Here is a 26,985-nt window from a genome sequence, read left to right as displayed (position 1 = left end):
GGCTTGAAGATAAGGTTGGGATACCATGAAAAGATTTGTTATTGTTGGAGGCGGCTATGGCGGCTTAACGATCGCTCAGCATTTATTGGAAGGCTCAATCCCTGATGATACCATGGTCATGCTCATTGACCGGATGCCGTTTCAAGGATTAAAAACGGAATATTATGCACTGGCTGCAGGCTCTGTTGCGGATGTCGATCTTCGGGTCGCCTTTCCCTCCGATCCCCGGCTGGTGATCACCTATGGCGAAGTAACGGATATCGATCTGGAGAATAAGCTGGTTCTGCTTCAAGGACAAGACCCGATCTCCTACGACTGGCTGGCAATTGGGCTTGGCTGCACAGACCGGTATCACGGCATCGAGGGAGCAGAGCAGTATTCCACCTCGATCCAAACGTTCTCCTCTTCAAGAGAGACGTACCGGCTGCTCGGTGATGTAAAGCCTTATGGACAGGTAACCATCGTCGGTGGCGGTTTAAGCGGTGTTGAGGTCGCTTCAGAGCTGCGGGAAAGCCGTCCCGATCTGAATATCCGCATCCTGGATCGTGGTCCGAGCATCCTGTCTGCTTTTCCAGACAAGCTGCAGGGATATGTTTCCTCTTGGTTCCGCGACCATGAAGTTGAGATGCGCGGCCATATATCGCTCACCCGTTTGGAACAAGGGGTGTTATATGACCAAGGCAATCCGATCGTAACGGATGTAACCGTATGGACAGCCGGCATTCAGCCTGTATCCATCGTACAGCGGCTCAACAAGCCGAAAGATTCCCAAGGCCGGTTGATTATCAACAAATATCACCAACTGCCCGACCATCCGGAAGTATTTATCGTGGGAGATTGCGCAAGCTTGCCATTCTCACCTAGCGCCCAAGCCGCTGAAGCGCAAGGAAAGCAGATCGCCGAAGTGATGTTTGCGTTATGGAATAACAAAACACCCCGGCTTGGTCAAATCAAGCTCAAGGGTGTTTTGGGATCGTTAGGCAAAAAAGCCGGATTTGGCATGATGGGCCGAAGGGCAATCAGAGGATACGTGCCACGAGTGCTAAAAAGTGGTGTATTGTGGATGTCCAAACGCCATTTCGGCTAATCCGTACTACATGTCATCCAGCAGCTTGTCCAGCGCGTCGCGCTCCGCTTGCTGCTCATTAATTGATGCCATAATTTTTTCGTACAGTTCATCTGCAGTCTCGGCTGCAACAATTTCACCGTTGACAAGAGCATACGGGAAAAGATAACATTCTCCACAATTGCCTAGACAGCCATATTCGATAACATCTAATTCCGGATCCTGCTCTAACTTTTTCATCACCTGATCGGTACCGTGATGCATATTAGCAGAGCAGAATTCAACGATTGATTTCATTAATTATCACCTAACCTTGTGAGATCCATTTTCATTTGGTCTGTTTTGTACTATAATAAAGAAAGAAAGGAGTTGATGGCAATGAGCGAGAACGCACAAATGACCATGTACGATGAAGTACTGGACGTGCTTGATAAACTTCGTCCGTTCCTTCAGCGCGATGGCGGCGACGTCGAATTAGTTGATGTAGAAGACGGCATCGTTAAGCTGAAGCTGGTAGGAGCTTGTGGCAGCTGCCCAAGTTCAACCATTACTTTAAAAGCCGGTATCGAACGCGCACTTCTTGAAGAAGTTGAAGGCGTTCAAGAGGTCGTACAAGTATTTTAACAATAAAGAGTCTTGCCTCGGAGAGGCTTTGCCAATCCGATGTGCGAGACTCTTTTTTTGTGTTATCCTTTTAAAGTACGTTTGATCGGATCAAGGCCCCCGGTAACATCCAGTATATTGCCGGTTATGAAATCTGATTTCGAGTCACACAGAAAGCCGATCGCTCTCGCAACATCCTCACCGGTTCCCGGTCTTCCGCGCGGTGATTCATCATCGATTTGCCATTGCACATCTTCAATCGACTTTTCCTTATTTACACCCCTGATATCACCAGGACAGACCATATTCACCGTAATGCCATGCGCAGCTTCTTCAACCGCCAGCGTCTTCGTGAACGATACGAGACCCGTTTTAGCCGCAGCATATACCGCACGATGTGGCCAAGCTCTGGCTTCGCCTGCATGGCCAAAGCCAAAATGAATGATTCTACCCCATTTGCGTGAACGCATCCCAGGCAGAACCCGGTGATCGAGCAGCATTACACCAAGCAGATTCCCATTAAGCAAGCCTACGATTTCTTCACGCTCATATTCAAGGAACACTCTCCGTTCCCGAATGAACGGCCCCGCGTTATTAATCAGAATATCGATACCCCCGTAAGCCGCTTCTGCCTGTTCTGCGAGCTGTTCCACTTGTTCCGGCACGGAAATATCCGCACGCAGCGCTGTTGCGCTGACGCCCAGTTGTTCAATTTCATCCTTCAGTTGAAGCGCTTCACTCTCACTGTTCACATAGTTCAACACGATATTGCACCCTTGGCGCGCTAACAGCATTGCCGTACTTTTCCCCAAGCCTTTGGCGCTTCCTGTAATCAAAGCTGTTCTGCCCTTCAATTCCACGGGCGCACTCCCCCTCGCGATGACCGTATGCTTCCAAGTATACCATATTTATTTTGTTTTCCTCATCATTCGGTGAGCATACTCAAATGTAAGCCGAAGCGTATCCATTACCATCTCACAGCCTTTGTCCAAATCGGCAAGCTGCAGCCCGATGTTTTCCAGAGGAACGTCTTTATCCGTCTTGATGTGCAGCCGCTGCAAATCATCATGCATTTCACTATTCATATAGTGGATTTCAGTATTTCTGCGTTTGCGAAGCCGGGCCATCGGTTCCTTATTCCGCTCTTTGATCTCATTTAGAGCCAACGTCAGTTCCATATGCAGGCTCCGGCCCCGCATGTTGCGCAGAACAGTGAAATACGAGAAATGCGCCTTAATGCGCCCCGTTTCCAGCTTAAACATCTCGTTCATCAGGGTACCCAGCTTGTCGAGCAGCGCAAAGATGCGAATAAACGCATTTTTATCATAATAGATGTGGCGGGAGTAGCTCATCAATTCCGCTTCGGATAGGTTGATCAAATAGGTCGACTTGATCTGCTCCGCATAACGATGAGCGGCATATTGGCTTTGTTCGAGCTCATCGAGCGATCCGATGAGTCCCAGCGTCCATATCTCATATTTCCTAAGCTTGATGTCCCCATCAAGCCCTTCGGAAATTTGCCGCTGAAGCAAGGAGACGAACCTTTCCATCGCTTGCAGTGCTTCCGCTAAACGTCCTTGAGCAATTCTAGGCGGTTCGTTAAACAACATGCGCAGCATCTCGCGGGGGCAGCCCCTTTCACTCTGTATTAGCGGAACTATCTATATCCGGCCTTCCCGATATTTCCAAGAACGTATGCACAGATCGGCAATAATCCCGAAGTAAGCTGAAACAATCAAATTATGAAGCAAGCCTGTAAAGATGAACACATTATCATTTGTCACAGTCATCGTCAGCAATGCCCCGCTGAAGATCTGGAACACAACGAGCCCGACGGTCCACTTGCTCGTTAACTTCAGTCCATCATGTCCGCTTACTTTATGAATATGGACCGCAAGTCCGATAACGGCTAATGCCAGGATTAACGCGGCTACACGATGGACGAATACAATTCCAGTTGCCCCGCTCATCTCAGGAATGACTTGGCCGTTGCAAAGCGGCCAACCAACGCAGCCACCGGCAGCATCCGTATGACGAATAAATGCACCGATGTAAACAACGACATACGTATATACAAATATGATCCATGACCAGCGGTATACTGAACGTGGCACACTAATCCTCACTTGATCGCTCTTTGCCTTTTTATTACGGTAAGCCCACATGACGATGAGCATTGTACTTGCAAGTGCAAGCAAGGAGAACCCAAAATGCAGTGCCATGACGGGTGGAGATTGCGGCCATTTCACGGCAGCTGCTCCCAATAGCGCCTGCAGAACGGTGAAAAATAATGCACTGGACGTATAGATGACAGCTTCTTTTGATTTACGATGATACATCATCGTTACAATAAACAATGCCAGAACAAGAAAGCCTACAATGGCACTGACGGCACGGTGTGAATACTCGAGCATGGATTCAAGCGTATAAGCCGGTATGAATTTACCGTGACAGAGCGGCCAATCATCCCCGCAGCCCCGGCCAGAATCCGTGTTTGTTACAAGTGCGCCAGCCAAGAGGACAAGCAGCATTCCCACACACGCTGCGATAGTAAGCATACGATAGCGGCTGGATACCAAATTGATCACCACTTTTCACAATTTAACCACACTCCATTATATCGATAAAAAACAGCAAAATCCATGTTGAAAATGTGACAATCCCCTATACATGGACAGAACGCCCGCATAGGATCGAATGAATCGATACCTGCGCGGGCGTTCTAGGTCAATGTATCTAATTAACTGCTTGGCAGTCCTGCGGACACTTCGATCGCCCGGTTAACGAACTGCTCGATTTCTTCACGCGTTTTCCGAAGCTTGCTGACAAAGCGAACCAGCTCTTTGCCATTGCGGAACGCAATAAAGCTCGGTATGCCAAGAATATTCAACTCACTGCATACATCAGGCATATCATCACGGTCGATCTGTAGGAAGGTGACTTGCTGTGCATATTGCTTCTCTAGATCCGGCATGAACGGTTCGATGAAATGACAATCTTTGCACCATGTTGTTTTAAATACGATAATTGTCAACGCATCACGTTGAATCTGCTCTCGATATTCAGCTTCCGTACGGATTGGTTCCATGTACTACAACTCCCTTTCGAGCAAAAGAATTTTCTCATCCATATAGAATGTGTCCCATTTAATCGTACCGCCAACCGAGGTGATGAAATCTCGGGCAGGCACGTACAATGTTCCGCCGATATTCGCGGCCGGGAAGGACCATGTTTTCTGCTCATTGTTTATCGTTACTTTTTTGCTGCCTCTGCTGAGCACGATTTTCGTGTTGGTTCCTTTATCGAGAATCGTATACTTCTTTGAGGATGCATCATAAGAAAGAGTGGCACCCAACTGGTTAAGCGTATCACGCAGCGGAATGAGAGTGATGCCGTCAGGCGTGATGATCGGTGGGTTTACTTCATACACCGGATGCATCATAACCGTCTGCTTCGTCATTCCCATATCCTTAAGTAGATTATAAACGACAGAGTCCGAATTAAACAAGCGCACAACCTCATAGGATTGCTTCTCCATCAATTCATCCAGTGTAACAGCATTAGCCGTTTGAACAGGCTGCACAGGCGAGACATTCCCATTGACATTCCACATCTCGCTTGTAGAGCGAATAAGGATTCCTTCAAATGGAATCTCGGCAAGCATCTCTTCATCGTCTTGCACTGTCATAGAAGGCTTAATAACAGCTTCCAATACCGACTTGCGAATGTCCAGCTTGGAATCCACATAAAGGTCAGCTTTCATGTACGTATCTTTATTAAGGATAATGCCTAATGATTCTGCTTCTTCTTGCTCTAAAGCAGTAAGCTCCATCTTGACATCATCGAGCAGTGTCAAAATGATTTCAACGTTCTCTTCAATGAATTCTTCCTTCGTCTGTCCTCCAGGATCAGCTTCCGCGAACGGGTTCGAAGTCCCCAGTGATTCCCAGATAGCAGATTCTTTAGACAGCGATTCGAACAGACCGGTCAGCATCGCCGACAGTCCTTCACGGTCGGCAATCAGTGCATCCAGATAGGAATGCAGCCAACCGACCAACTCTTCGCCGTTGATCTCAGCCTGTACGTGGAATACACTCAACGATTCGCCATTGATTGTTTCTTGTACAGGGTTGACTGAAAGCTTCGATGGATTCGGAAGATTATCAATCACATACCCGCCGACGTGATCGATAATCTGTCTGCCGATTTCAGTCAGCTCCGCTTGCGTTTCAGCATCAACAGAAGGCGCAGGCTCTTCCGCCATCGGCAGTATACCACCGAGTGATGCATCTGTCATATCCATTTCAAATGCACGATCCGAGCCTTCAATCTTCAGCACTGCCAGTTGTTCGGACATTTGAAGCGAGAAGCCGATATTGGATTCACCAAGCCACAATTGTCCATTTAGCGACATGTTCTGGGCATCCTTCATTTTAATATCGTTAAACTCCAATTTCATATTGGACAGCATATTCATCAATGCAACTTCTTCTTCGGGCATCCCCTCCGCCGCTCCATCCTTCAGCAGCAGTTGAAGCTCGATGCTTTGCTTGCCTTCCATTGAAGTTACCTTCAAGGATTGCTTAAGCATCTGGTTAAAATCAACGCCGCCTACCGCCTGACACCCCACTGCGATAACCAGTACTGCCGCCAGTAATAGCGCTAATAAGCTTTTCTTCCCCATACTTTTTTTCAATAGATAAATCCCCTCTCCTAGTCAGATATACCTATTTATAGTAGCATGAAAAGGGGATTTCTGGTAGAACTAATAATTAATGCTTAGCGGCTTTCCCTAACCGGGAACCTCCGCAGCAGTATACCGAATAGTTTGCGCAGCGGTCCTGGATAACTCTTCGCATCTTCTGCCGTGACGACTTTCAATGCTACAAGCAGCACCAGATAGAGGGTCAAAATGACTAAGCCCGTTAGGGCTGCCGTCACAAAGTACATCAGCTTGTCCGGCAGCGGCTGCAGCAGTGTCCGGCCGGCCGCATCCAATCCGAAGCCTACGCCTGCCGTAATAGCGATAACTGACGCATATCGCAGCCAACGGCCGCTGAGCACGTTCAGCGTGACCTCTCCACGGATCGTCCGCATATTCAGTACCGTTATGAGCAGAAAACATAAAGTCGAGGCAATAATTAAGCCATATACGCCAAGCAGAGGACCGAGGATCATACTGGCCACCAATTTGACGGCCATTCCCGCGATCGTGTGTCGCATTGGCGCCTTCGGATTGCTCAAGCCGAACAAGACAGAGTTAGTTGTCATCATTGTAATTTGAAAGACCGTACCTGCCGTCAATGCAGCGACAATTCCGCTGCCCCCCGTATCGGTAAATATGAATCCTGTTACGGAGATGGAAGCAACCGTAAGTGCGATGGAGACCGGAATTCCGGTAAACAACACGATGCGCATGACAACGGAACCCTGCCGCTGCACTTCGTTCATGTTGCGGACCGCAAAGGCTGATGAAATAACAGGTATAATCGACTGGCTGAGTGCGATCGCTAGAATAGGCGGGATTCCCGCTAATGCCTGAGCACGGTTAACAAGCCAGCCCAGAATATCCATACTCTCTGTTGCCGAATACAAAGAGCCTGTCAGACGAACAAAGAAAAAAGTATCAACCAAATAAAGGAACTGTACGGTCAATGCCGTAAATACAATAGGCAACGACATCCGAAAGATCTCGCCGTAAATACGACGAAGCTTAAGCTTGACGACTGCGCCGCTTATGGCACCCTTCTTCGCCTGAGCATCCTTAAGCTTTTCCGCAGCATCCTGCCGTTTCAGCTTGCGGGCGTACCAGAGCATGACCGCAAACGCGCCAATGCTGCCGAATACACTGCCTGCTGCGGCGCCCGCTGCAAGCCATTCATTGTCATATCCCCAGGACAAGAAAATAAACGCTAAAGCGACCCCGGTTATAACGCGCAGCACCTGCTCGATGATTTGCGAGATGCCCCCGGCTGTCATCATCTGGCGTCCTTGAAAATATCCGCGCATCATCGCAATGATCGGGAATAATAGAAGTGCCGGAGCGATCGCTTGTACCGCTAATTCAGCCCCCGGTTTCATGGCAATATTCGCTGTTGCAAATGGCGCCAATAGATATAAAGAGGCAGAGATGATCAGCCCCGTAACCGCCCCAAAAAGCAATGCCGCCCGATAAATTTGCTGGGCTTCCTCGATTCGGCCCCGCGCATATCGCTCGGATACCATCTTGCTGATCGTACTTGGAATCCCTGCTGTGGCAATGACCAGCAGGAACAGATAAACGTTGTTGGCCAGACCAAAATAGGCTCTGCCCGCCGAATCAAGCATGTAGTCAAGCGGTACCCTTTGAAACAAACCTAAAAAACGGGCGACCAGTGCGGCCGCCGCCAAAACAATCGTGCCTTTTAGCAAAGAATCTTTTTTAAGCATGTTCATTTCGCCTTAATCGGTTCTAATGGTTGATGATTTCCACGGATCGGCGCTGCTGTTTGCGATGGAGCCGCCCACTGAACACCGTTACGGATCACCTGCAGCACCTGCGGGTTGTAATAGGTCGGGTAGGTTTCGTGTCCTGGACGGAAATAGAAGATTTTGCCTTGGCCGCGATAGAATGTACAACCGCTGCGGAACACTTCCCCGCCTTCAAACCAGCTGATAAATACAAGCTCATCCGGCGCTGGAATGTCAAAATGCTCCCCGTACATTTCCTCGCTCTCAATCGTAAAATGCTCCGGCAGCCCAGCTGCAATCGGATGTGCGGGATTCACGACCCAGATCCGCTCTTTCTCGCCAGCTTCACGCCATTTCAGATCACAGCCCGTGCCCATCAGCACTTTGAAGATCTTTGAGAAATGTCCGGAATGCAGTACAATCAGGCCCATTCCCGCCAGTACCCGATCCTGCACACGCTTGACGATCGCATCGTCCACCTTGTCATGCCCCATGTGACCCCACCAGATAAGCACATCAGTATTGGCCAGCACTTCCTCAGTCAACCCATGCTCTGGCTGCTCCAGCGTCGCTGTTCGCACTTCAACCCCATCTCCTGTGATACCGCTGGCGATCGCTTGATGAATGCCGTCAGGATATACCGCTTTAACCTCTTCATGAACTTTCTCGTGCAGAAATTCATTCCATACTGTTACTCTAATCATCGTTCTCTGCCACTCCTCGTTAACTTGTTATATAATCCAAATGATAAATAAGACAATCATCACCAGCTGCAAAATGATCTTCACAACAATACTGGAAAACAATCCGACAACCGATCCAAACCCAACGCGCAATGATTGTCCCGTATTCGAACCGGCAAACAGCTCGCCAATGACAGCGCCAATAAACGGACCTAGCAATAGGCCGATGCCCGGTATGACAAATGGTCCCACAATCACGCCAACCGTACTCCCGATCACCGATGCCCGCGAACCGCCGTATCGCTTAACTCCCCATGCATTAACCGCATAGTCAGCCAGAAACAACACGGCAACGATTAACGTTTGCAGTGTCCAGAAAACCCATCCGAACGGCTCAAAGCTAATAAAAAAGCCGTAGATGAAAAATGCGAAATAAATTGCAAGCGCTCCAGGAAGAATAGGAAAAATCGCTCCCGCCATGCCTATGGCAAACAGAACGATAATGAGAATCCATCCTACGATCTCCATTAAGCTATATCACCTCTCAAAGGACATACTGCTCTATAACACGGGCAATTGCATCTTCGTTGTTCGTTACGGTCACGACATCAGCCGCCGCTTTTACTTCGTCCTGGGCATTTCCCATCGCTACGCCAAGTCCAGCCTCACGAATGGCCGCCAGGTCGTTTAGGCTGTCTCCAACCGCAATGACCTGCGACATATCCACATCCAGCAAACGACAAACCTCACGAATGGCATTAGCCTTCGAAACACCTTGCGGATTGATCTCAATGTTGGTCGTTGAAGAGTTAGTAATCTCCAAGCCTCCCCAGCTTTCAATCTCGCGGCGAATTTTGGCTCGCACCGCATCGTCGGGCGTATCAAAGCCGAATTTCAACCAGTGCTTTTCCTCCAGCGTCTCATCCGATCCGATCCATTTCTCCTTGTTGTATACATCTTCAATGGTATACGCCCAATACCACGTTTCATACTGCTGAGCCAACTGCTGCAAACGCCCCAGAACAGCCTCACTCATATACGTTCGTTGATGCAGCACATGCGGCTTATGCCATATCTCGCTGCCATTGACTGTTATCATCGGGGTATCCAGTTCAAGCTGTTCTGCATAAGGCAGTGCGCTTCGAAAGCCTCTGCCCGTGGAGAAGCATACGGTAACACCGGAATCCAGCGCCTTATGTATCCAAGCTGCGTTCTCTTTACTAATTTCACTACGATCATTAAGCAGCGTCCCATCCATATCCAATGCAACTAATTTATATTTACCCATCTCCGCCTCCTTGACTACAATACAGCCATTTTATCACATTTGAGCGATAAGCAAACCTCTCCCCCGGACATATCTTTAAAATATTTACACCTCACTCAAACATTTAAATTCAATTCGCGCAGACATAATGATTGCCTTTTTTATGCTGACAGTCTGCTAAAGTGATTGTTCACGCATCGCCATTTAAAGTGTATACGTCATAGTGTCACGCATCACTGTCTGTATTGTTACGTTTCATCGTTTGTATTGTTATCCATCACCGATTGTATTGTTATCCATCACCGTTTGTATTGTCACGTATCACCATTTAACCACTATCCCTTTTGCGCAGGAGACCGAAGTTACACTACTTAGTATAAATTTTTTTATGACAGAAGCTTCGAATATAGACAAAAGAACGTATGTTCTGTATAATATAAACAAGAACAAATGTTCCTATTTGGAGGTCTGTATGGGTAACAATCCTGCGAATAACGTGATCCCGGATCATGATTACAGAGTCAGATTCTCTGTGAAGAGCAAAGTTTCAGATCGCATCAAAGATAGGCTTGCCATGAATGCCGATAATTCAGATTATTCCTTTTCAGATCGCATTTCTGGGAATACTAACAATTCAGATTGTACTCTTTCAGACCTCATCTCTAGGGATACTGAAAGTTCAGATTGCGCTCTTTTAGTTCACATTTCTGGGAATACTAATAGTTCAGACTATACTCTTTTGGATCACATCTCCGTGGATGCTGATCATTTAGATCATGTTTTCAAGACCTTCCACAGTGTGTTCCCTTCAGAAGACGCTTGTGCCGCTTTTTTATACAATCTCAAATGGCCCTCTGGCTTCATTTGTCCACATTGCTCGCATAAAACCAGCTATCTCATTACATCACGCAGATCGCCGCTGTATGAGTGCCAAGCATGCCGCCATCAAACGACACTTACAGCCGGGACGATCATGGAAAGAAGCCGTACTTCATTGCGTAAATGGTTGTTCACGCTATTTCTTGTCTCCAGAGGTGAGTATATAAATGCTGTCAAACTCTCCGTCCTCTTAGAGGTTACCTACAAAACTGCTTGGTTGATGCTGCATAAGTTACGCCAAGCCATCAGCCTGACGGATACAGCTGTCTTGCTCAACGGTACTGTAAACGCCTCTCTTAGTATCTATGCAAGAAAAATGTACAGCCCTACATTCGCCATTGAGCCCCAGGAACAACCGGTGCTTGTCGGCCTGTCACAACCTGCAGATGCACCTCCTTATGTAAAGATGAAACTAATCCCGCATAACCATATGAACAGCAAATTTTCTATTCTTCCTATGGGTGTACAGGCCATTAAATCCCTATACTTATCCGATAAAGCGAGCCAATTAAATTTAATTACCAAACGCCAACCTATTTACTGCAAGGAAACAGAAATATCAATCCGAGACCAAAAGCTGAATCAAAACGTTTTTAATTTAGATCCGATCAAATATATTTTCAAAAGCGCTGTATCCTGGATTAATGCTATGTTCCACGGGATCGGTCCAAAATATCTGCAACATTACTTGGATGAATACTGTTTTCGTATGAATCAATCGTTTCGTCAGGTATCAGCTTACAACAGTCTTTGTGCGTTGTCTTCTCTATGCCTTAACAGCAGCGCATACTCTAATGCGATTCGCATGATTTAGTGGCTCTAAGCTTGTTTGCTAGCTGGTGTATCCTTCTGATTTAGGTCAGAGGAAAGGCTAAAGCGTATTGAAGTCAACTTGCTTGAATTGGCGAGCGAAGGTTCGCATGCGGTCATTGTGAAGGCTCTGCAGAGTTTGCGTGGGATGGCATTCCTCACGGCTGTCTCGTTAGCTGCAGAGATCGGAAGTTTCCGGCGTCTCGGTTCCCCGATGCAGCTTATGGCTTACTTGGGACTCGTGCCTCGAGAATATTCCTCAGGCCAGCTCATTCGCAGAGGGAAGCTTACCAAAGCGGGGAATTCGCATGCTCGCCGATTGTTTGTTGAGGCTGCGTGGAGTTGCAGGCATCGGCCTGCTGTAAAAGGGGAATTGTCCGAACGGCTGTCGGGAACGGATTCTGAAATGCAAGCAATCTCTTGGAAAGCGCAAAATCGTCTACACACGAGCTCTCCTGACGAAGCATATCCTGTGGACCCAATCCACGAATAGCAGAGTGCTAGCCGTCGACTTGTATTTTTGCCACCGTGCTCAGTAATTCAGGAAGTAAAGTAGTTAATTTGCTATGGGGTTGACAATTTCGTTCATAGCAGCTGGTGTATTTGCCTTCTGATTTAGTTATGCTTGTGTACAAGCTGTTGTATTTGCTAACCTATGCTTGTTTGCTAACTAATGTATTTGTTAACCTATGCTTGTTTGCTAGCTAATGTATTTGTTAACCTATGCTTATTTGCTAGCTAATGTATTTGCTTATACTTTCGTTACAAGCAGATTATATTTTCTTTCGATGATAGCCTTCTGGATTTAGTACCTTCTGATTGTTTGTCTTGTGATTGTTAGTCTTCAAGCTATTGTAACACCGCTTTGTTTCCTGAGTTAAAGGGATAGTGATGCAATGAGCGCTACAACGTTTGCCTGTACACCTAGAGTTTCAATGTAAGCCTCAACTCAAGTTCAGATCAGAGATGAACATAGCCGGCAAAAAACCTCTTTACCCGAACGAAACAGGTTCCTGTTCCGTTGCTTGTTACTGTTGGTTGACTTGTTATGCCAGTCCACTCACTTGTTAAATCTCACTTTCGGGGATATGCGTCGCATCGAAATCCGGTGGATTAAACCAATCTCCCGAGCTGGCCCAAGTTGCATCAAGCGGTATCCACTGTCTTGTTTCGCTTAGCAGCACCTCGTTCCAAGCATGCGGCCCATAACCACCTCGGCCGTCGGCCCCCAAACCCGTTACAACCTTAACCTCCAACCCCACGCTTCTCGCCATCATAGCATACAATCTTGCTACGTCAATGCAAACCCCTTTACGCGTTGCGAACGTTTCTTCTGGCGTCTGCTCCTTCCAAATCCCGCGTTCTTCGTAATTGCGAGCCTTATCCCAATCATAAGCAATGCGCGTGCCTGCCCAATCGTATAAGGCTCGCGCTTTATCCTCATCACTTTGAAGATCCTTAGTAATATGTGCAGCCGCTTGTTCAATTTCTGCAGGCACCGCATAATCGATAATCTCGTATTTACGCTGCAGAATCAGCCTAAACTCCGATTCCACCGCCTCCGTCAACACAGGTCCTTGCTCTGCAATCATATTGCCCGCAACAGGCTCAATCAGCTTTACAGCAGCTTCCTTGTATACAGGTGAACTTTGAATCGAGCTTACAAAGGGACCTGATGGCAGTAAAGATACATAAATGAACAGTACGGCCATTACTACCAAAGCCCGACCAATCCCGTGAACAGCGCCGATCGTTGCACCAGTTACACGGCTGGTCACAGCATGAAGCCAGCTTGGTTGATCGCCAGAGCCCCCCCACAGCCTCCTCATGCCCGAAAGACCGTTGAGCAATAAGTAAACCAGCGGTGTGAGCAGACTGAGCAGTAACCGCAGAAGCATATAGACCACTAAAAAGACGACGCCGAACCGCAGCAGTGAAAAATCTCTTAAGCCTGTCACAAATGTATACCATAGCTGAGAGAATGTGTTCAACTGCTCCTGCGGAACCGTGACATTCCGTTCAATCAACCACGACTGAAGTAGAGGAGATAGCACGGATGCCATACGGCCGGCAAGCACTAACGAGACAATGATTAATAAACCGTCCCAAATAAAATAAAAGAGGCGCCTCGCCGATCCCGATGCGCCCCTCATCATGCCTTGGATCAAAGATCCGATAAGCAGCAGCAGGATCAGAACGGAAACCGGTTCTACAACCGTAAACGCCTTTATCCAGTCCGTCATCCCGTTCCCTCCTCGGCTAATAATGAACTCTTGTTTGCCCCTTAGTCTTAGTAATCCTTGTTAACCAGTAAAAAAATCAAAATGTAACGCTGCAGCAGGTTTATCCGTTTGCCTTGGATTGATCAATCAATGCTTGAATGGTTTCATCAATCTTCCATTTGCCAAGCGGTGCGCCGCGGTAAGAGACGGCTACCTCGTTGTCTCCCAACTTGCCGTTCAATTCCAAATTATTAGTCGTAATCGTAAACGTTCCGTCATCATTCTGGATGTAAGCAGCATCCTCCGCTTCACCGACCATCGCCTGAATCGCTTCCTGCTTCACCGTATCCGCTACCTGAGAGCCCATTGTTTTGATTTCATCAAAATTATTCTCCAAATCTTCCAGGTTGTATCCACTATATACAACGATAGCAATAATAATGACGGCAACAATTGCCCATTTAATAACCGTCTTGACTACGCGCACCACAATGAAAAGCACGATGAGCGCGACAAGCAGCACCAACCAATTTTCTTGAAAAAACTGCGACCACATTTCCCAGTTATAGTCCATCTCTGCTCCCCCATTTTCTCTATGATTCTATCATCATTATACCCTACACAGCATGGACCGTAAACGAACAGGAAAGTTATGTATCTTCCAAGGCATAACCCGTCCGATTCTGACGTACAAGTTAGCTATAGGGAATGATGACCGACAGGAGGTAAGAAACGTGAGGACAGCCATATGGCTTTACTTGTTCTTGTTTGTGGCTTTTTTTGATTTGCATGCGCAGTATCCGATTCTAACACCGTTCGCGTTATCGCTTGGTGCCGCTCCATCCTTTATCGGATTGATGATGGGGTTATACTCCATTACTCACCTGCCGGGAAATTTGATCGCAGGCTTCAGCGTAGACCGCTTCGGCAGCCGGCTCTTTATCGTCTTCAGCTTGCTGCTTGCCGGCATTATACTGCTGCTTCAATCACAGGTTACCGACCCATGGCAGCTCTTGGTACTTCGTTCAATCAGTGGATTTGTGCTCGCGTTTTTATCACCTGCCTGTATGGCACTGCTCGCAAAAATCGGCAGGAACCAACTTGAGCAAGGCAAGCTGATGGCCGGCAACGGACTTGTTCATACGCTTGCATCCGTGGTGTCCCCAGCCGCGGGCGCTTTCCTGGTTGCTCAAATCGGATTCACAATGGCATTCTATGTGCTGGGCTGGATTCTCATCGTAACCGCATTATTCGCACTGTTATTCATTCGCGACAATGTTCATAACAGTTCGGCAAGCTTAAAATCGAGTGCCGCAAAACCCGAAGCCGTTACTTCAAACCAAGAAATGCCATCATCTGCTGCTTCAAGCCTTGAAAAACCATCATCTGCAGCTTCAAGCCTTAAAATACCATCATCTGCTGCTTCCAAGGATGAGCAGTCTGAGCAAGCCACGCCATGGCTCATTTATTCGCTGCCCATCGCAATGGCATGTGCCCAGGGCATTCTTTCGTTCGAGCTGCCGTTCATGGCCGTAACTGCCAATGCGATGATGACGACGGGGCTTCTGTTTTCCGTTGTCAGCCTCGGTGCGCTCATCACGTTAAGCATGCTCTTCCTTAACCGGTATTCCGCTTTTTATAGATCGCTGTGGGGTGCTGTGCTGCTCGCGATCACCTATTTCTTTGTTGCCGCACAAGCTCCGCTTCCGCTTGCGGTGTTATTGCTGTTCTTAGGTATGGCCAAAGGAATCATCTTCCCTGCTTTGACTACACTGCTCATCCAATCAAGCGGAGGTAAACGATACGGCCGCACGTTCTCGATCCTGTCAATTGCCTTTTCCATCGGCGCTTTTCTAGGGCCGATGCTCGCCGGTCAGCTGAGAGACTACATATCGCCTTATTTTATCGCTTTTCTTGTGTTGATGATTGCAGCTTTGATTTTACCTTTTCATTCGACACGCCAACCATCGGCAAATACCCATTTCACATGATTTCACATGAACCGCGCATATGCATAATCAACGCGGTCTGTTCGCTAACCCGCTAATTCGACATTTCCCAGGATTTCGTTACAATAAGGGGGAGGTGAAGAATCGATGGACATTGCGATCATCGTAGAAGGGAAAAACGACCGCAGCCGCTTAAGAAGAGTACTATCCGACGAGGTGCCGATCTACTGCACCTTTGGCACTCCCGGAACGCAGCAAATTGAGAAATTGAAAAAGCAGGCAGGCGACAGCGATGTATTTTTGTTTATGGATAACGACGCTTCAGGCAAACGGATTCGCGGCATGCTGAAAGACGCATTCCCCGATGCCGATCACATCTATACCCGCAGAGGCTACCCCGGCGTAGAAGGAACGCCTGAAGATTATTTGATTGAGCAGTTGGAAAAGGCAGGGCTGGAAGCGTACATCCTGTACCCTGAACCAGACCCTGCCTCCCGCTGGAGCAAGGACGATCAAATTTGAAGCATATAAATGACGACCGTAACCGTGACAATACTCAGTAAGGTGGATACAAATACGGACTGGGATGCGAACTCCGGCTCATTATCAAACTCCACGGCAAGCAGAACGCTGCTGAGCGAGGTCGGCACCGCGGACGATACGATCAATGCCGCTGCCATGAGCGGAGATATCTCCATGACCCATGCGTCCAAGCACCACACAACGATCCACGCCAATGCCGGACCGGCGAGCAGCCTGAGAAAGCAGGACAAGCCCACATCAGCCAACATGGAGCCGCGCAACTGCCATTTCATGCTGCCCAGCTGCACGCCCAGCGTAATGAGCGCCGTGCCGATGAACGCGCCTGCCAAATAAGTGATCGGCGTATCGATAAAACTTGGAATCGGCACCTGCATGCCCCGCAGCGCGAATGCGAGCGGTATGACATAGATTACCGGCATCGACGCAATCGTCCGCCATATCGCACGCAGATCGCTGCGATGAGCATTCACGCTATAGATGCCATATGTATTAGGGATGAGCGATTGCATCATCATGATCAATACCTGTATCGACAACGTATACGGATTGCCGGCAAAAGCCAATTGATTGAGCGGAATCCCGTAATTCGCGCTGTTATAAAACAATACGCTGTTGCGCATCGCAGCGCGCATGCCGCCTTGATAACCGCGTAACCGTACCACAATCTCCAGCACTACGTACTGCAGCAGCATGAACAGCATAAAAAACAACAGCACTTGGCCGATGACTTGCAGTGAGATATCGGTTTTGTATAGTAAATCAAAGATGATCGCCGGAGAAAATAGATAAAAGTTCAGCTTGGATAATGTTTTGATATCCAAAGAAAAAGCCCGCTGCAGAATGATGCCAATAGCAATCATGACCGACAGCGGGAGTACATTGTTCCATAAAATATGCCAAAATATCGTCATATTTCTGTCCCTTTTCTGTTATTCTTTTGAAGCTGCCCCGCAATTCCTATAATAAAGATTCGACATCTTGAATAATCTGTTCCGTTGTCAAGTCTTCATTAGCCATTAAATACTTCCTGATTTTCCCCTCTTGATCCACCAGAAAAATAATGTTTGTGTGGGAGTAGTTGCCATCCGCCTTAATGACGCTAAGTCCGAATTTCTGAGCAACTTCATGGGTATACTGCTCATCTCCGCGCAGCCAATTCCAACCGGCATAATCCACACCGAATTGATCGGCGAATTCCTTAATCCGCTCAGGCGTGTCGCGCTCAGGATCAATCGTGATCGAGGTGATCATGACATCCTTGCCAAACCGGCCCTGGCGTATCATTTCGTCCTGAACCTGTGCTAACTGGGCAGTCGTAGGCGGACAGACATCCGGACAATAAGAGAAATAAAAATAATAAAGCCGTACTTTCCCATTCGTATCCTCAAGTGTCACCTTGTTGCCTTCGAGATCGCTTAATTCAAACGAAGGGGCAGGACCAAAGTCTTTCAACGGTTCGACATCGCTCTTCATGGACAGCAGCAAATAGACCGCCATCGCAGCGCATAATGCAAGCACAGCGATTTTAAAGGAATGTTTTCGTATAAAAGCCATATACTCCGCTCTCTCCTTACTTCAGTTTTTAGGCAGTACCCGTTGTATTAAGAATCATGACAAGGAAGGCAAGCATCAAATAGTTGACTGATATCATGAAATTGGCCTTTGCCCATTTCTCATCATCTTTAGCCTGCAGCCCGATCAAGGTATGCCATAGCCACACAAGTCCGCCCAGTACGCTTACCACTAAAAACACATAGCCGACATAGTCATAATAGAACATCGCGATGCCCGTCGGTATGAGAAGCAGTACATAAGGCACCATCTGGAGCTTTGTACGGCGAATCCCCTTTACAACCGGCAGCAACGGAAATCCTGCAGCGCGGTATTCTTCCACACGTCTAATGGCAAGGGACCAAAAATGCGCCGGCTGCCATAAAAATAACAGGGCGAATAATAACCATGCGCCTGGGTCCACCGCTTCAGTTACAGCACAATAACCGATAACCGGCGGCATAGCGCCGGAAATGCCGCCTACCGAAGTGCTCCAAGTCGATGTTCGTTTCAGCCACATCGTATAGATGACAACATAAACAAACATCCCGAGCAAACCGAGCCAGCCTGTCAACGGATTGACCAGGACGAACAGGACAATTAAACCCAGCACCCCCAAAATGATGCCATAGGCCAGCACAACTCCCGGGCTGATTCTGCCCGTTGCCGTGGCGCGATCCTTCGTGCGGTCCATCTTCTGATCCAGCTCGCGGTCCCAATAATTATTGATGACGCATGCGGATGCCATTGTCAGAGCCGATCCGATCAACATGTAAATAAGCAACAACCAATCAATATTCCATTTGGATGCCACCCAGAAGCCACCGAAGCCGGCAATCAGGTTTAAACGTATGATGCGCGGTTTCGTTAGCGCTATAAAATCCTTAAGCACGGCAAGCCTCCCAATTCTAATGCATAAAAGCGCAATTCACTCGCGTTATTTGGTCTTGAATCGTACTTAATCATACCGAAAAAACAACCCTTTGACAATGTTCGCTCCAGGTGTTCATCATTTTGCCACGTATCGACATTCAATCCTTCGCCATAATCGGAGGAACTTACAATTGAACTGGAACCAAATGAACAGGAGGTCAATACAATGACTATGTAGATTTCAGCCTATCAACTAACGCCTACGGATCTCAGGCAAGTGGAGGGAAGTGAATAAAAGAAATATGGCAGTCATCAAAACAAACACGGAAGATACCAAAATGCTTGCCCGTTTGATGCGGGCCGAAGCCGAGGGCGAAGGCGAGCTTGGCATGCTGATGGTTGGCAACGTCGGGGTCAATCGCGTTCGGGGAAACTGTATTGATTTCCGCAATATCCGTTCCATTCCGCAAATGGTGTTTCAAAGCCCCGGAGGGTTTGAAGCGACACAAAAAGGTTATTTCTATCAGGGAGCTCGGGATAAAGAAATCCGGCTAGCCAAACGGGTCATTAATGGCGAAAGGCAGCATCCTGCTTCCAATGCGTTGTGGTTCTTCAGACCGGCGGGAGATTGCCCTCCCCAGTGGTATAACCAGCCCCACACTGGTCGATTTAAAGCGCACTGCTTTTTCGCCCCACGGCCGGAGGATTGTCCGAATGTTTATTAACTGGTTGTTGTCCATTATTTCCCCCAAATGAAAGCGAGGAATTTTTGTGATGTACAGTCCTTACAATTACAGAAATGTGCAAGGGAGCTATAACGCGCCATACACCGCCTATGCGCAAGGAAACGCTAACCTGCCTTCCGCTCCCCCTGCTGCACAACCGGTACCGACACCTTATATGGCGCAGGGAAAAATGATGCAGCAAGCACAGATGATACCGCCGCCTGTCCCAAGCGGCGCCACCGTAACGCCGAGCGGCACTACGATTGTAACCGCCCCTGCTGTTGAGGAATCCTACGTCGAGAATATTCTGCGATTAAACCGCGGGAAAATGGCGACCGTATATATGACCTACGAAAACAACCGGGAATGGAATGCCAAGATTTTTAAAGGCGTTATTGAAGCTGCAGGCAGGGATCATCTCATTCTCAGTGATCCGGTTACAGGAATGCGGTATTTACTGTTAACCTTGAATCTCGACTACATCACGTTTGATGAACCGATAAAATACGAATATCCGTTCCACGGCGGCATAGTAACGGATACAAGCCCCATCGGGACAACATCTGCAAGATCGCTCAAACCATCTCGCTAATCGTTCGCAGTTCCATTCCTTCATATAATAATTCCGGGCCTATTGACGGCAAAAGCCCCTTCCTGCACAATAGAAGGGGCTTTTGTATGAAAATTTATTAACGGGATTGACCCGCAAGTTGTTGTTCCGCAATTTGGACAAGCTTTCTAGTGATGTATCCCCCCAGAGAGCCTGCATCGCGTGTTGCAATGTTGCCGTAGTATCCGTCTGCAGGAAGCTGGATACCTAACTCTTGCGCCGCTTCCATTTTCATCTGGTTAAGCGCTTGGGTTGCTTGAGGTACCACCAATGTGTTGCTGTTACGGGATGAGCCTGAGCCTGCCATATGAATTCTCCTTTCGTCCTCTGCACGTTTAGTGTAATTCAAGCTTGCAAACTTATTATGCGACAGGATCGTAGAGAATATGCTGAAAAATAAAACAATCTTAAAATCAATAAGGAGAGATTTGAAATGTCCAAACCTTTATCGTTGTTATTCGCTGTTACTTCAGTGTTATTGATGAGCGCAACGGCTATTGCCATCAGCTATAACGGTTGGTTCGCCCTGCTGTTTTTCGCGCTTACAATCTGCAATATTGGCGCCGGTTTTATCGTGCGCGCCAGAATGCGGCGTAAAAACAATACATAACTTAACTGAAACGCTTCCTCCTGTCCATTACCGTGGCAGGAGAAATCCCATTCTTTCCTTCACCTCGAGCAGCGTTTTATCGGCAATTACCGCTGCCTGTTCGGCGCCGCTCTTAAGAATGTCATGAATTTGTCCGGAGCTGCGAATGTCATTGTATTTTGCCTGCAATGGTTCAATCACTGAAACGACATGCTCTGCTAAATCCTTCTTAAACGCTCCGTAGCCCTGCCCTTCGTATCTCGCTTCAATCTCTTCCAGCGTGAGCTCCGCGCAGTGGGAGTAGATACTCATCAAATTGCTGATTTCCGGCTTGTTGATCGGATCGTACTTCACTTCTTTACCTGAATCCGTCGTTGAACGGCTGATTTTTTTGCGGATGACATCCGGAGGATCAAGCAGCGCGATATAACTTCCCGGATTCGGATTGCTCTTGCTCATTTTTTTGCTTGCATCGTCTAATGACATGATCCTTGCGCCAACCTTTGGAATATACGGCTCCGGTACGGTAAAATAGTCGCCGAATCGGCTGTTGAAGCGCTGCGCAAGATCACGCGTCAGCTCCAAATGCTGTTTCTGATCGTCGCCTACCGGCACCAAATCCGCATTATAGATCATAATATCTGCAGCCATTAAGGTAGGATAGACAAATAATCCGGCACCGACGGAATCTTTCCCGGCCGATTTATCCTTGTACTGCGTCATCCGCTCCAGCTCGCCCATATAAGCCAACGTCGTAAACAACCATCCCAGCTCGGCATGCGCCCGTACATGGGATTGCATGAATACACTTGCTTTGGCAGGATCGATACCCGCAGCGACAAATAATGCGGCAACAGCCTCCGACTGCTCCCGCAGCGCTGCCGGCTCCTGCGGCACGGTAATCGCATGCAGATCAACGACCATAAAGAAGCATTCATGCGTTTGCTGCAGCTTTACAAAATTTTGCATTGCACCAATGTAGTTTCCGAGTGTTAACTGGCCGCTTGGTTGAATGCCGGACAATACACGTTTCATATGAAACGACCTCCTTCTGGATTTCCCGTTTTTAAACGCAAAAAAACCCTCGCCGCAAGGGACGAGAGCTCGTGGTGCCACCCTTATTCGTTCAATCGGCAGCGAAATACAGCACCGACCAAACCTTCAGATCCCTTAACGTGGGACAGCCCGGGAGTAGTATGATGACGGCAAAACGCCACTTTCCAACCCCAGCTCCAGACTCCATTCAGCAGCGGCAGCATGCACCGGTTCGCAGCTTCCACCGGCTCTCTGCTTGCAGCAGACCGCGCTTACTTGTTCCTGTCATCGCTATTTACAACGATTATACTCAGCACAAATAAATTGTCAAGCAAAAACGCAGAAAATACTCCTACAGTTGTCCTATGGACGCTCTTCCCAGCATACACTATAATGATCGTAATCTTTACTGAGAAGAGGTTGTGAGAGTAGTGAGATTCGTCCTGCGATTTGTTCCTCCTATCCTTACCTTATTATGTCTGTTCATGATTGGCCTTATTTTATTTGAACGCCAATTGGCCGGCCTCACGTTAAACGTCTCAGCTTTGCAGTCCTTTAAAATTTTATTTATCAGCTTGATTCTCGAGGCCTTTCCGTTCATCCTGCTCGGCGTAATCGTATCCTCGCTGCTGCAAGTCTTTGTCTCGGATCGGCTTATCCAGCGGTTAACGCCCAAAAATCCGATTGGCGGCGTACTGTTCGGCAGTTTGCTGGGTCTGCTCTTCCCGCTGTGCGAGTGCGGCATGATCCCTGTTGTCAGGCGTTTAATCCGAAAAGGGATGCCCGCCTATATCGGCCTTGTGTTTATATTGGCCGGGCCGATCCTTAATCCGATTGTATATACGTCAACGTACACTGCCTTCCGGTCACAGCCGGAAATAGCTTATTCACGTATGGCACTGGCCTTTGCCGTAACCGTAATGATCGGCCTGCTGCTCTATCGGTTTATGCGTTTTAACCCCTTGAGGCACGATAAGCCAACACTCGGCATCCAGAACGCCGGCCACTCACACAGCCATAACCATTCACACGTACATACACATTCCCATGAGCACGATCATTCCCATGAAATTTCCGGCACCGGCTTCCGTGGCCGTTTTACATCCGTATTATCGCACGCCTCGGATGAATTTTTCGAGATGGGAAAATACTTGATATTCGGCGCGCTGCTAACCGCATGGATCCAAACCTCGATCAGCCGTTCGACTTTGACCGGTATTGGCGACCATCCTTGGTTCTCCCATTTGTTTATGATGGGCTTTGCGTTTATTTTATCGATCTGCTCCACCTCGGACGCTTTCGTGGCCGCTTCATTCGGCGGAACATTCAGCTCCGGCTCGCTGCTCGCGTTTCTTGTGTTCGGACCGATGATCGATCTGAAAAATACATTAATGCTTCTGTCCACCTTTAAAACAAAAGTGGTGCTGTGGCTTATTCTGATGTGCGGCGTGTTTGTTCTGATCGGATCCTATCTCATTGAATATTTTTACCTGAACTGATACGTGACTATAAATTGAAGGGAGAATTATTGATGACAATGTCAGCGGAGGAGCGCCAAAAGATGATCCATCATCTGATTCGCGGTATCATCTTGACAGGTTTCGCTTTCCTAATCGTCTATCTTGTCCGCAGCGACAATCTTACCCTCTACATCGCCCCTCGTATGGCAGGTTATGTTAAGGTGTCCGCTCTGGTATTGTACGCTGCAGCCATTTATCAATTTTATGCGGCATTCCAGACGTGGATGGGACGGACGGCAGCGGTAGACTGCGGTTGCGATCATACCCCGTCCCATTCGCTTCTGAAGAACACGCTAATCTATGGATTATTCGTGTTTCCGCTTGCCCTCGGCTTTCTGCTTCCGGACACGATGATGGGAAGCTCGCTTGCAGCCAAGAAGGGCATTAGCCTAAGCGGGTCGCAAAGCATCAACCGGCCTGACGAGACGGCCTCGGCAAGCAGTCAAGAAGGCCCAATCGACGAATTGGACCGGCTGTTTCCTTCTGATATTTACACCGAGTCGTATGCGAAAAACGGTAAGAAGCTGTACCTGCAGGATGTGATCAAGGTGGAGGAAAAGCAGTTTATAGAGACCCTCACAACAATCGATCTGTATCGTGAGCAGTATATCGGCAAAACAATTGAACTCAGCGGATTTGTTTATCGGGAAGAAAAGATGTCCGAGCAACAATTCGTGGTCAGCAGGTTTGCGATGAACTGCTGCTCCGCGGATTCACTTCCTTACGGATTAATGATTTCATCTCCCGAAGCCATCCATTTCGATAATGATACTTGGCTTCAGGTTAGAGGAACCATCATGATCGGCACTTATAACGGAAATGAGATTATTATCGTCAAAGCGCAAAAGCTGGAGCAGATTGCAGCGCCGGACTCACCTTATGTCTATCCCGATTATGACTTCGGATTGTAATGCGATCCAATGGCAAGCTATCGTGGATGGAAAAAATTTACTTTCTTTCTTTTGTATAAATTGTGTCACTCCAACCATACTAAGGGTACAAAAAGGAGGTGACACGATGGCTAATCAATCCCGCAGCAGCAACACCTTGGTGGTCCCTCAAGCTAGTGCAGCCTTGGACCAGATGAAATTTGAAATCGCGCAAGAGCTCGGTATCCAACTTCCGCAAGACGGATATTACGGTTATATGGCTACACGTGATACGGGCGCGATTGGTGGATACATTACTCGCCGTTTAGTGCAAATGGCTGAGCAACAGCTTGCAGGCAGATACTAGAAAAAATGCATATGTAACGGCCTTCCATGAACATAACGAAACCCAAAAATGCTGCCCGGTGGATGGACAGCATTTTTGCTTACGCTTTAATTGGTTTCACGATACGGCTTGTTCTTCGGCTGATAGCGAAACAGCCAATTTGCTGAATTATAATTAGACTCATATTGAATGCTTGCAGACCACGTGTTAGCGCCCTTGCGAACGGAGAAATCATACATGATCTCGCCGTGCGTCCAGTTCCTTTTAAGCTTGAGCGCGTCAACAGCCATTTGGCGGAAAGCCTTCACCTGTACGGCCGTCATTCCTTTCTCACCTTCTTCCAACTGTCCATCCCGACTCTCAATTGGGTTATGGCGAACTCCAAATTTGCCAATTGTGTTGTTCCGAATCTGAATCGTAACCGTTCCAGCTATAGCGTCGGTCAACTCATCCTCTAACTGGCGAAAAACAAAATCGACTTGTCGCGCTAATGGCATTTCCTCCAAATTCATCATTATTCACCTCCCTCAACCCTTTTTTTCATTTTATTTACAAGTAGTTCACGAGACTCATTATAAATGGGACTTTCATTTTTATCAACCATTATTTTCATGAATAATAGTCCCAAAGACCCTTATTCCGACCTGCTTGGTATTAATGATTAGACAGCTGCGGGCCTTTTTCGACTTACAATGCAAAGCGTGTAGAAAAATGTAGGACATCGTCCTCATTGTCATTATTTTGTTTCGTATTGGTAGCCGATCGCTTTCAGGAATGCGCGGGCGAGCACAGCATGGCCGGTCATGTTCGGGTGAACACGATCCCAGGCTAATGTCGCCGGATAAATAGAAGTCATGACACGGTCGAATGCCGCCTGTGTATCAACAAACAACACCTCATGTTTGACAGCAAGGCGGCGAACGACAGCACCATACTCATCCATAGTTGCGCGCATGAGGTCTTCGCGGTTTGGTTCAATATAGAAAGGCGTCATTAAGATCAGACCTTGAACCTGCGGCTTCGTGCGTAGGATAAGCTCCTCCAGCGTCTGCTCATATTCAACCAGATACACATGCGACTCTGTCATATTCGGTTGATCGAATTGGCGCCATACGTCATTAATCCCGATCATAATCGACAGCCAATTCGGATTCAATTCCGACACATCGCTATCCCAGCGTGCTTTCAAATCCCTCACGGTGTTTCCGCTGGTACCCATATTAACCACCCGAATAGCAAGCTCGGGGTATGTCGATGTTAACAGCGCATCCACTAATGCCACATAACCTTTGCCTACCGCCTCGAACAGCCCTTCCCCTACCGGCTGCTTACGGCCGCAATCCGTAATGGAATCGCCAATCATCACAAGTTTGTCCTGGTAGTTAAGCTTCATACGATTTCCCCCTACTCTTCCAAGAACATTTGAATCGTTTTATCCAAAAATCCCGGCAAATTCTCATGGCCGAAATCGGGGTAGATCTCAAGTCTTTTAGAAGAAGTAATCTTGTTGTAAGCCGCAAATTGTGTTGAAGGCGGACAGATCGTATCCATCAGACCGACCCCCATCATGACATCGCCTTTTACCCGATGTGCTATGTATTGAATATCGATATAGCCAAGCTTGGTAAAAATCTCGTCCTCACGCACATGCTGTGGATCAAAGTGTCTGAAGAAGGTGCGCAGCTCTTGGTATGCATCCTTGGCCAAGTCCATCTGCCAGACTCGCTTATAATCAGAAAGGAATGGAAAAACCGGCGCCAGCTTCTTGATGCGGGGTTCCAAAGCAGCGCATGCAATCGTCAGCGCGCCGCCTTGCGACCCTCCCATTGCATACACACGCTCTGGATCAACCTCAGGCAGTTCCATCGCAATTCCCGCTAGCTGGGCTGTGTCCAGAAAAATATGCCGGAACAATAAGTTATCAGGATGATCATTTAAACCACGAATGATGTGGCCGTGATGCGTGGTGCCTTTAACCCCTCCTGTATCCTCCGAGTAGCCTCCTTGCCCTCTGCAATCCAGAGACAATACAGAGAAACCCAATGAAGCAAAGTTTAACTTATCGTGCCAGTCTCCAGAGCCGCCTGTATAACCATGAAATTGCAGTACTGCCGGGTGAGGCCCTGAGCTCCCTTTAGGACGCACGTATTTGGCATGAATGCGGGCATCTCTCACTCCAGTGAAATACAAATCAAAACATTCTGCATTCGGTGTTTGAAATGAACTTGGCACAAGCTCGACGTTAGGGGTAACTGATCTCATTTCCTCAAGAGCCCGATCCCAGTAAGCGTCTACATCATCCGGTTTTGGATTTACTCCAGCGTATTCGTACAACTGCTGGAGCGGCATATCGATTTGCGGCATGGCAGCTTCTCCTTTTCATTGATAAAATCTG

32 protein-coding genes are annotated in these 26,985 nt (G+C 47.9%); 12 read left to right on the top strand and 20 right to left on the bottom strand.

Annotated features, from left to right (window positions below):
- Nucleotides 1-25 precede the first annotated feature (25 nt).
- The gene (locus IEW11_RS06310; protein ID WP_188530031.1) at nucleotides 26-1,087 is read left to right on the top strand and encodes an NAD(P)/FAD-dependent oxidoreductase; all 1,062 of its coding nucleotides are present in this window, start codon (nucleotides 26-28) and stop codon (nucleotides 1,085-1,087) included.
- A gap of 6 nt (nucleotides 1,088-1,093) precedes the next feature.
- On the opposite strand, the gene IEW11_RS06305 is transcribed toward IEW11_RS06310, so the two are convergent.
- On the bottom strand, nucleotides 1,094-1,363 hold the full coding sequence (locus IEW11_RS06305) for a YuzB family protein (protein ID WP_188530029.1): 270 nt from the start codon (nucleotides 1,361-1,363) through the stop codon (nucleotides 1,094-1,096).
- An 81-nt stretch (nucleotides 1,364-1,444) separates the two neighbouring features.
- On the opposite strand from IEW11_RS06305, the gene IEW11_RS06300 reads away from it, so the two are divergent.
- The gene (locus IEW11_RS06300) at nucleotides 1,445-1,690 is read left to right on the top strand and encodes a NifU family protein (RefSeq protein WP_188530027.1); all 246 of its coding nucleotides are present in this window, start codon (nucleotides 1,445-1,447) and stop codon (nucleotides 1,688-1,690) included.
- Nucleotides 1,691-1,752: 62 nt separating this feature from the next.
- Here the strand turns inward: IEW11_RS06300 and IEW11_RS06295 are convergent, their stop codons facing one another.
- From IEW11_RS06295 to IEW11_RS06255, 9 genes are all read right to left on the bottom strand, one after another.
- Nucleotides 1,753-2,523 carry an SDR family oxidoreductase gene (locus IEW11_RS06295; RefSeq protein ID WP_188530248.1) on the bottom strand — a complete coding sequence of 257 codons (771 nt, stop codon included), beginning with the start codon at nucleotides 2,521-2,523 and terminating at the stop codon, nucleotides 1,753-1,755.
- A 54-nt stretch (nucleotides 2,524-2,577) separates the two neighbouring features.
- Nucleotides 2,578-3,288, bottom strand: a complete 711-nt coding sequence (locus tag IEW11_RS06290) for a Cthe_2314 family HEPN domain-containing protein (RefSeq protein ID WP_188530025.1) — start codon at nucleotides 3,286-3,288, stop codon at nucleotides 2,578-2,580.
- A gap of 42 nt (nucleotides 3,289-3,330) precedes the next feature.
- On the bottom strand, nucleotides 3,331-4,257 hold the full coding sequence (locus tag IEW11_RS06285; RefSeq protein ID WP_308422707.1) for a COX15/CtaA family protein: 927 nt from the start codon (nucleotides 4,255-4,257) through the stop codon (nucleotides 3,331-3,333).
- Between the two features lie 152 nt (nucleotides 4,258-4,409).
- On the bottom strand, nucleotides 4,410-4,757 hold the full coding sequence (locus IEW11_RS06280; protein WP_188530021.1) for a thioredoxin family protein: 348 nt from the start codon (nucleotides 4,755-4,757) through the stop codon (nucleotides 4,410-4,412).
- Nucleotides 4,758-4,760: 3 nt separating this feature from the next.
- Nucleotides 4,761-6,365, bottom strand: coding sequence for a copper amine oxidase N-terminal domain-containing protein (locus IEW11_RS06275; RefSeq protein WP_188530020.1), 1,605 nt, complete (start codon nucleotides 6,363-6,365; stop codon nucleotides 4,761-4,763).
- Nucleotides 6,366-6,448: 83 nt separating this feature from the next.
- The gene (locus IEW11_RS06270) at nucleotides 6,449-8,098 is read right to left on the bottom strand and encodes a putative polysaccharide biosynthesis protein (protein WP_188530018.1); all 1,650 of its coding nucleotides are present in this window, start codon (nucleotides 8,096-8,098) and stop codon (nucleotides 6,449-6,451) included.
- 2 nt (nucleotides 8,099-8,100) lie between these two features.
- Nucleotides 8,101-8,823 carry a ThuA domain-containing protein gene (locus IEW11_RS06265; RefSeq protein WP_188530016.1) on the bottom strand — a complete coding sequence of 241 codons (723 nt, stop codon included), beginning with the start codon at nucleotides 8,821-8,823 and terminating at the stop codon, nucleotides 8,101-8,103.
- Between the two features lie 27 nt (nucleotides 8,824-8,850).
- Nucleotides 8,851-9,330, bottom strand: a complete 480-nt coding sequence (locus IEW11_RS06260) for a DUF456 domain-containing protein (RefSeq protein WP_188530014.1) — start codon at nucleotides 9,328-9,330, stop codon at nucleotides 8,851-8,853.
- Nucleotides 9,331-9,346: 16 nt separating this feature from the next.
- Nucleotides 9,347-10,090, bottom strand: coding sequence for a Cof-type HAD-IIB family hydrolase (locus IEW11_RS06255; RefSeq protein WP_188530012.1), 744 nt, complete (start codon nucleotides 10,088-10,090; stop codon nucleotides 9,347-9,349).
- Nucleotides 10,091-10,541: 451 nt separating this feature from the next.
- Here IEW11_RS06255 and IEW11_RS06250 point away from each other — a divergent pair, with 451 nt between their 5' ends.
- Nucleotides 10,542-11,762: a transposase gene (locus IEW11_RS06250; RefSeq protein ID WP_188530010.1), complete on the top strand. Its 1,221-nt coding sequence runs from the start codon at nucleotides 10,542-10,544 to the stop codon at nucleotides 11,760-11,762.
- A gap of 117 nt (nucleotides 11,763-11,879) precedes the next feature.
- Entirely contained in the window at nucleotides 11,880-12,251 is a 372-nt protein-coding gene (locus tag IEW11_RS06245) for a transposase (RefSeq protein WP_268237366.1), read from the top strand.
- Nucleotides 12,252-12,825: 574 nt separating this feature from the next.
- Here IEW11_RS06245 and IEW11_RS06240 read toward each other — a convergent pair.
- Together IEW11_RS06240 and IEW11_RS06235 are read right to left on the bottom strand one after the other, a co-directional pair.
- Nucleotides 12,826-14,001, bottom strand: coding sequence for a transglutaminase domain-containing protein (locus IEW11_RS06240; RefSeq protein WP_188530006.1), 1,176 nt, complete (start codon nucleotides 13,999-14,001; stop codon nucleotides 12,826-12,828).
- A 100-nt stretch (nucleotides 14,002-14,101) separates the two neighbouring features.
- Nucleotides 14,102-14,554, bottom strand: a complete 453-nt coding sequence (locus IEW11_RS06235; protein ID WP_188530004.1) for a hypothetical protein — start codon at nucleotides 14,552-14,554, stop codon at nucleotides 14,102-14,104.
- A gap of 160 nt (nucleotides 14,555-14,714) precedes the next feature.
- On the opposite strand from IEW11_RS06235, the gene IEW11_RS06230 reads away from it, so the two are divergent.
- Nucleotides 14,715-15,971 carry an MFS transporter gene (locus tag IEW11_RS06230; RefSeq protein WP_188530002.1) on the top strand — a complete coding sequence of 419 codons (1,257 nt, stop codon included), beginning with the start codon at nucleotides 14,715-14,717 and terminating at the stop codon, nucleotides 15,969-15,971.
- Nucleotides 15,972-16,076: 105 nt separating this feature from the next.
- Nucleotides 16,077-16,451: a toprim domain-containing protein gene (locus tag IEW11_RS06225; protein WP_188530000.1), complete on the top strand. Its 375-nt coding sequence runs from the start codon at nucleotides 16,077-16,079 to the stop codon at nucleotides 16,449-16,451.
- On the opposite strand, the gene IEW11_RS06220 is transcribed toward IEW11_RS06225, so the two are convergent.
- The 3 genes from IEW11_RS06220 to cyoE are packed head-to-tail and all read right to left on the bottom strand — an operon-like array spanning nucleotide 16,442 to nucleotide 18,915.
- On the bottom strand, nucleotides 16,442-17,383 hold the full coding sequence (locus IEW11_RS06220) for an AEC family transporter (protein ID WP_188529998.1): 942 nt from the start codon (nucleotides 17,381-17,383) through the stop codon (nucleotides 16,442-16,444). The two genes, IEW11_RS06225 and IEW11_RS06220, sit on opposite strands and share 10 nt — an antisense overlap.
- A 46-nt stretch (nucleotides 17,384-17,429) precedes the next feature.
- Nucleotides 17,430-18,026, bottom strand: coding sequence for an SCO family protein (locus IEW11_RS06215; protein WP_188529996.1), 597 nt, complete (start codon nucleotides 18,024-18,026; stop codon nucleotides 17,430-17,432).
- Nucleotides 18,027-18,054: 28 nt separating this feature from the next.
- Nucleotides 18,055-18,915: a heme o synthase gene (gene cyoE, locus IEW11_RS06210; RefSeq protein WP_188529994.1), complete on the bottom strand. Its 861-nt coding sequence runs from the start codon at nucleotides 18,913-18,915 to the stop codon at nucleotides 18,055-18,057.
- A gap of 283 nt (nucleotides 18,916-19,198) precedes the next feature.
- Here cyoE and IEW11_RS06205 point away from each other — a divergent pair, with 283 nt between their 5' ends.
- Together IEW11_RS06205 and gerQ are read left to right on the top strand one after the other, a co-directional pair.
- Nucleotides 19,199-19,621, top strand: coding sequence for a cell wall hydrolase (locus tag IEW11_RS06205; protein ID WP_188530245.1), 423 nt, complete (start codon nucleotides 19,199-19,201; stop codon nucleotides 19,619-19,621).
- Nucleotides 19,622-19,670: 49 nt separating this feature from the next.
- Entirely contained in the window at nucleotides 19,671-20,213 is a 543-nt protein-coding gene (gene gerQ, locus IEW11_RS06200; RefSeq protein ID WP_188530243.1) for a spore coat protein GerQ, read from the top strand.
- Between the two features lie 97 nt (nucleotides 20,214-20,310).
- Here gerQ and IEW11_RS06195 read toward each other — a convergent pair whose 3' ends face one another.
- Nucleotides 20,311-20,538 carry an alpha/beta-type small acid-soluble spore protein gene (locus IEW11_RS06195; RefSeq protein ID WP_188529992.1) on the bottom strand — a complete coding sequence of 76 codons (228 nt, stop codon included), beginning with the start codon at nucleotides 20,536-20,538 and terminating at the stop codon, nucleotides 20,311-20,313.
- 126 nt (nucleotides 20,539-20,664) lie between these two features.
- On the opposite strand from IEW11_RS06195, the gene IEW11_RS06190 reads away from it, so the two are divergent.
- Nucleotides 20,665-20,841 (top strand): DUF5325 family protein, encoded by a 177-nt coding sequence (locus IEW11_RS06190; RefSeq protein ID WP_188529990.1) that lies wholly within the window; start codon nucleotides 20,665-20,667, stop codon nucleotides 20,839-20,841.
- Nucleotides 20,842-20,868: 27 nt separating this feature from the next.
- On the opposite strand, the gene trpS is transcribed toward IEW11_RS06190, so the two are convergent.
- Complete coding sequence (gene trpS, locus IEW11_RS06185) at nucleotides 20,869-21,855, bottom strand: tryptophan--tRNA ligase (protein ID WP_188529988.1); 987 nt, start codon at nucleotides 21,853-21,855, stop codon at nucleotides 20,869-20,871.
- A 485-nt stretch (nucleotides 21,856-22,340) separates the two neighbouring features.
- On the opposite strand from trpS, the gene IEW11_RS06175 reads away from it, so the two are divergent.
- The 3 genes from IEW11_RS06175 to IEW11_RS06165 all read left to right on the top strand — a co-directional run bounded on the left by IEW11_RS06175 (nucleotide 22,341) and on the right by IEW11_RS06165 (nucleotide 24,611).
- Complete coding sequence (locus IEW11_RS06175; protein ID WP_188530241.1) at nucleotides 22,341-23,354, top strand: permease; 1,014 nt, start codon at nucleotides 22,341-22,343, stop codon at nucleotides 23,352-23,354.
- A gap of 32 nt (nucleotides 23,355-23,386) precedes the next feature.
- Nucleotides 23,387-24,286 (top strand): TIGR03943 family putative permease subunit, encoded by a 900-nt coding sequence (locus IEW11_RS06170; RefSeq protein ID WP_188529984.1) that lies wholly within the window; start codon nucleotides 23,387-23,389, stop codon nucleotides 24,284-24,286.
- A gap of 106 nt (nucleotides 24,287-24,392) precedes the next feature.
- Nucleotides 24,393-24,611, top strand: coding sequence for an alpha/beta-type small acid-soluble spore protein (locus tag IEW11_RS06165; protein WP_188529982.1), 219 nt, complete (start codon nucleotides 24,393-24,395; stop codon nucleotides 24,609-24,611).
- Between the two features lie 86 nt (nucleotides 24,612-24,697).
- On the opposite strand, the gene IEW11_RS06160 is transcribed toward IEW11_RS06165, so the two are convergent.
- The 3 genes from IEW11_RS06160 to IEW11_RS06150 all read right to left on the bottom strand — a co-directional run bounded on the left by IEW11_RS06160 (nucleotide 24,698) and on the right by IEW11_RS06150 (nucleotide 26,954).
- Nucleotides 24,698-25,102 carry an O-methyltransferase gene (locus IEW11_RS06160; RefSeq protein WP_188529980.1) on the bottom strand — a complete coding sequence of 135 codons (405 nt, stop codon included), beginning with the start codon at nucleotides 25,100-25,102 and terminating at the stop codon, nucleotides 24,698-24,700.
- Between the two features lie 224 nt (nucleotides 25,103-25,326).
- A complete protein-coding gene (locus IEW11_RS06155; protein ID WP_188529978.1) occupies nucleotides 25,327-25,983 on the bottom strand; it encodes an SGNH/GDSL hydrolase family protein in 657 nt (218 codons plus the stop codon).
- Between the two features lie 11 nt (nucleotides 25,984-25,994).
- Complete coding sequence (locus IEW11_RS06150; RefSeq protein ID WP_188529976.1) at nucleotides 25,995-26,954, bottom strand: acetylxylan esterase; 960 nt, start codon at nucleotides 26,952-26,954, stop codon at nucleotides 25,995-25,997.
- Nucleotides 26,955-26,985: the final 31 nt, after the last annotated feature.

Source organism: Paenibacillus abyssi (assembly GCF_014640295.1).
Classification (GTDB): domain Bacteria; phylum Bacillota; class Bacilli; order Paenibacillales; family Paenibacillaceae; genus Paenibacillus_D; species Paenibacillus_D abyssi.
Note: the sequence above shows the minus strand (reverse complement) of the source record. Positions and strands in the feature narration are given on the sequence as shown.

What these genes read in the sequence shown, in the direction of transcription:
- IEW11_RS06310 (WP_188530031.1), top strand. Translation starts at nt 26, where the DNA reads ATGAAAAGATTTGTTATTGTTGGAGGCGGCTATGGCGGCTTAACGATC.
- IEW11_RS06305 (WP_188530029.1), bottom strand. Translation starts at nt 1,363, where the DNA reads ATGAAATCAATCGTTGAATTCTGCTCTGCTAATATGCATCACGGTACC.
- IEW11_RS06300 (WP_188530027.1), top strand. Translation starts at nt 1,445, where the DNA reads ATGAGCGAGAACGCACAAATGACCATGTACGATGAAGTACTGGACGTG.
- IEW11_RS06290 (WP_188530025.1), bottom strand. Translation starts at nt 3,288, where the DNA reads ATGCTGCGCATGTTGTTTAACGAACCGCCTAGAATTGCTCAAGGACGT.
- IEW11_RS06280 (WP_188530021.1), bottom strand. Translation starts at nt 4,757, where the DNA reads ATGGAACCAATCCGTACGGAAGCTGAATATCGAGAGCAGATTCAACGT.
- IEW11_RS06270 (WP_188530018.1), bottom strand. Translation starts at nt 8,098, where the DNA reads ATGCTTAAAAAAGATTCTTTGCTAAAAGGCACGATTGTTTTGGCGGCG.
- IEW11_RS06265 (WP_188530016.1), bottom strand. Translation starts at nt 8,823, where the DNA reads ATGATTAGAGTAACAGTATGGAATGAATTTCTGCACGAGAAAGTTCAT.
- IEW11_RS06260 (WP_188530014.1), bottom strand. Translation starts at nt 9,330, where the DNA reads ATGGAGATCGTAGGATGGATTCTCATTATCGTTCTGTTTGCCATAGGC.
- IEW11_RS06255 (WP_188530012.1), bottom strand. Translation starts at nt 10,090, where the DNA reads ATGGGTAAATATAAATTAGTTGCATTGGATATGGATGGGACGCTGCTT.
- IEW11_RS06250 (WP_188530010.1), top strand. Translation starts at nt 10,542, where the DNA reads ATGGGTAACAATCCTGCGAATAACGTGATCCCGGATCATGATTACAGA.
- IEW11_RS06240 (WP_188530006.1), bottom strand. Translation starts at nt 14,001, where the DNA reads ATGACGGACTGGATAAAGGCGTTTACGGTTGTAGAACCGGTTTCCGTT.
- IEW11_RS06235 (WP_188530004.1), bottom strand. Translation starts at nt 14,554, where the DNA reads ATGGACTATAACTGGGAAATGTGGTCGCAGTTTTTTCAAGAAAATTGG.
- IEW11_RS06225 (WP_188530000.1), top strand. Translation starts at nt 16,077, where the DNA reads ATGGACATTGCGATCATCGTAGAAGGGAAAAACGACCGCAGCCGCTTA.
- IEW11_RS06220 (WP_188529998.1), bottom strand. Translation starts at nt 17,383, where the DNA reads ATGACGATATTTTGGCATATTTTATGGAACAATGTACTCCCGCTGTCG.
- IEW11_RS06215 (WP_188529996.1), bottom strand. Translation starts at nt 18,026, where the DNA reads ATGGCTTTTATACGAAAACATTCCTTTAAAATCGCTGTGCTTGCATTA.
- IEW11_RS06205 (WP_188530245.1), top strand. Translation starts at nt 19,199, where the DNA reads ATGGCAGTCATCAAAACAAACACGGAAGATACCAAAATGCTTGCCCGT.
- gerQ (WP_188530243.1), top strand. Translation starts at nt 19,671, where the DNA reads ATGTACAGTCCTTACAATTACAGAAATGTGCAAGGGAGCTATAACGCG.
- IEW11_RS06195 (WP_188529992.1), bottom strand. Translation starts at nt 20,538, where the DNA reads ATGGCAGGCTCAGGCTCATCCCGTAACAGCAACACATTGGTGGTACCT.
- IEW11_RS06190 (WP_188529990.1), top strand. Translation starts at nt 20,665, where the DNA reads ATGTCCAAACCTTTATCGTTGTTATTCGCTGTTACTTCAGTGTTATTG.
- trpS (WP_188529988.1), bottom strand. Translation starts at nt 21,855, where the DNA reads ATGAAACGTGTATTGTCCGGCATTCAACCAAGCGGCCAGTTAACACTC.
- IEW11_RS06175 (WP_188530241.1), top strand. Translation starts at nt 22,341, where the DNA reads ATGATTGGCCTTATTTTATTTGAACGCCAATTGGCCGGCCTCACGTTA.
- IEW11_RS06170 (WP_188529984.1), top strand. Translation starts at nt 23,387, where the DNA reads ATGACAATGTCAGCGGAGGAGCGCCAAAAGATGATCCATCATCTGATT.
- IEW11_RS06165 (WP_188529982.1), top strand. Translation starts at nt 24,393, where the DNA reads ATGGCTAATCAATCCCGCAGCAGCAACACCTTGGTGGTCCCTCAAGCT.
- IEW11_RS06160 (WP_188529980.1), bottom strand. Translation starts at nt 25,102, where the DNA reads ATGAATTTGGAGGAAATGCCATTAGCGCGACAAGTCGATTTTGTTTTT.
- IEW11_RS06155 (WP_188529978.1), bottom strand. Translation starts at nt 25,983, where the DNA reads ATGAAGCTTAACTACCAGGACAAACTTGTGATGATTGGCGATTCCATT.
- IEW11_RS06150 (WP_188529976.1), bottom strand. Translation starts at nt 26,954, where the DNA reads ATGCCGCAAATCGATATGCCGCTCCAGCAGTTGTACGAATACGCTGGA.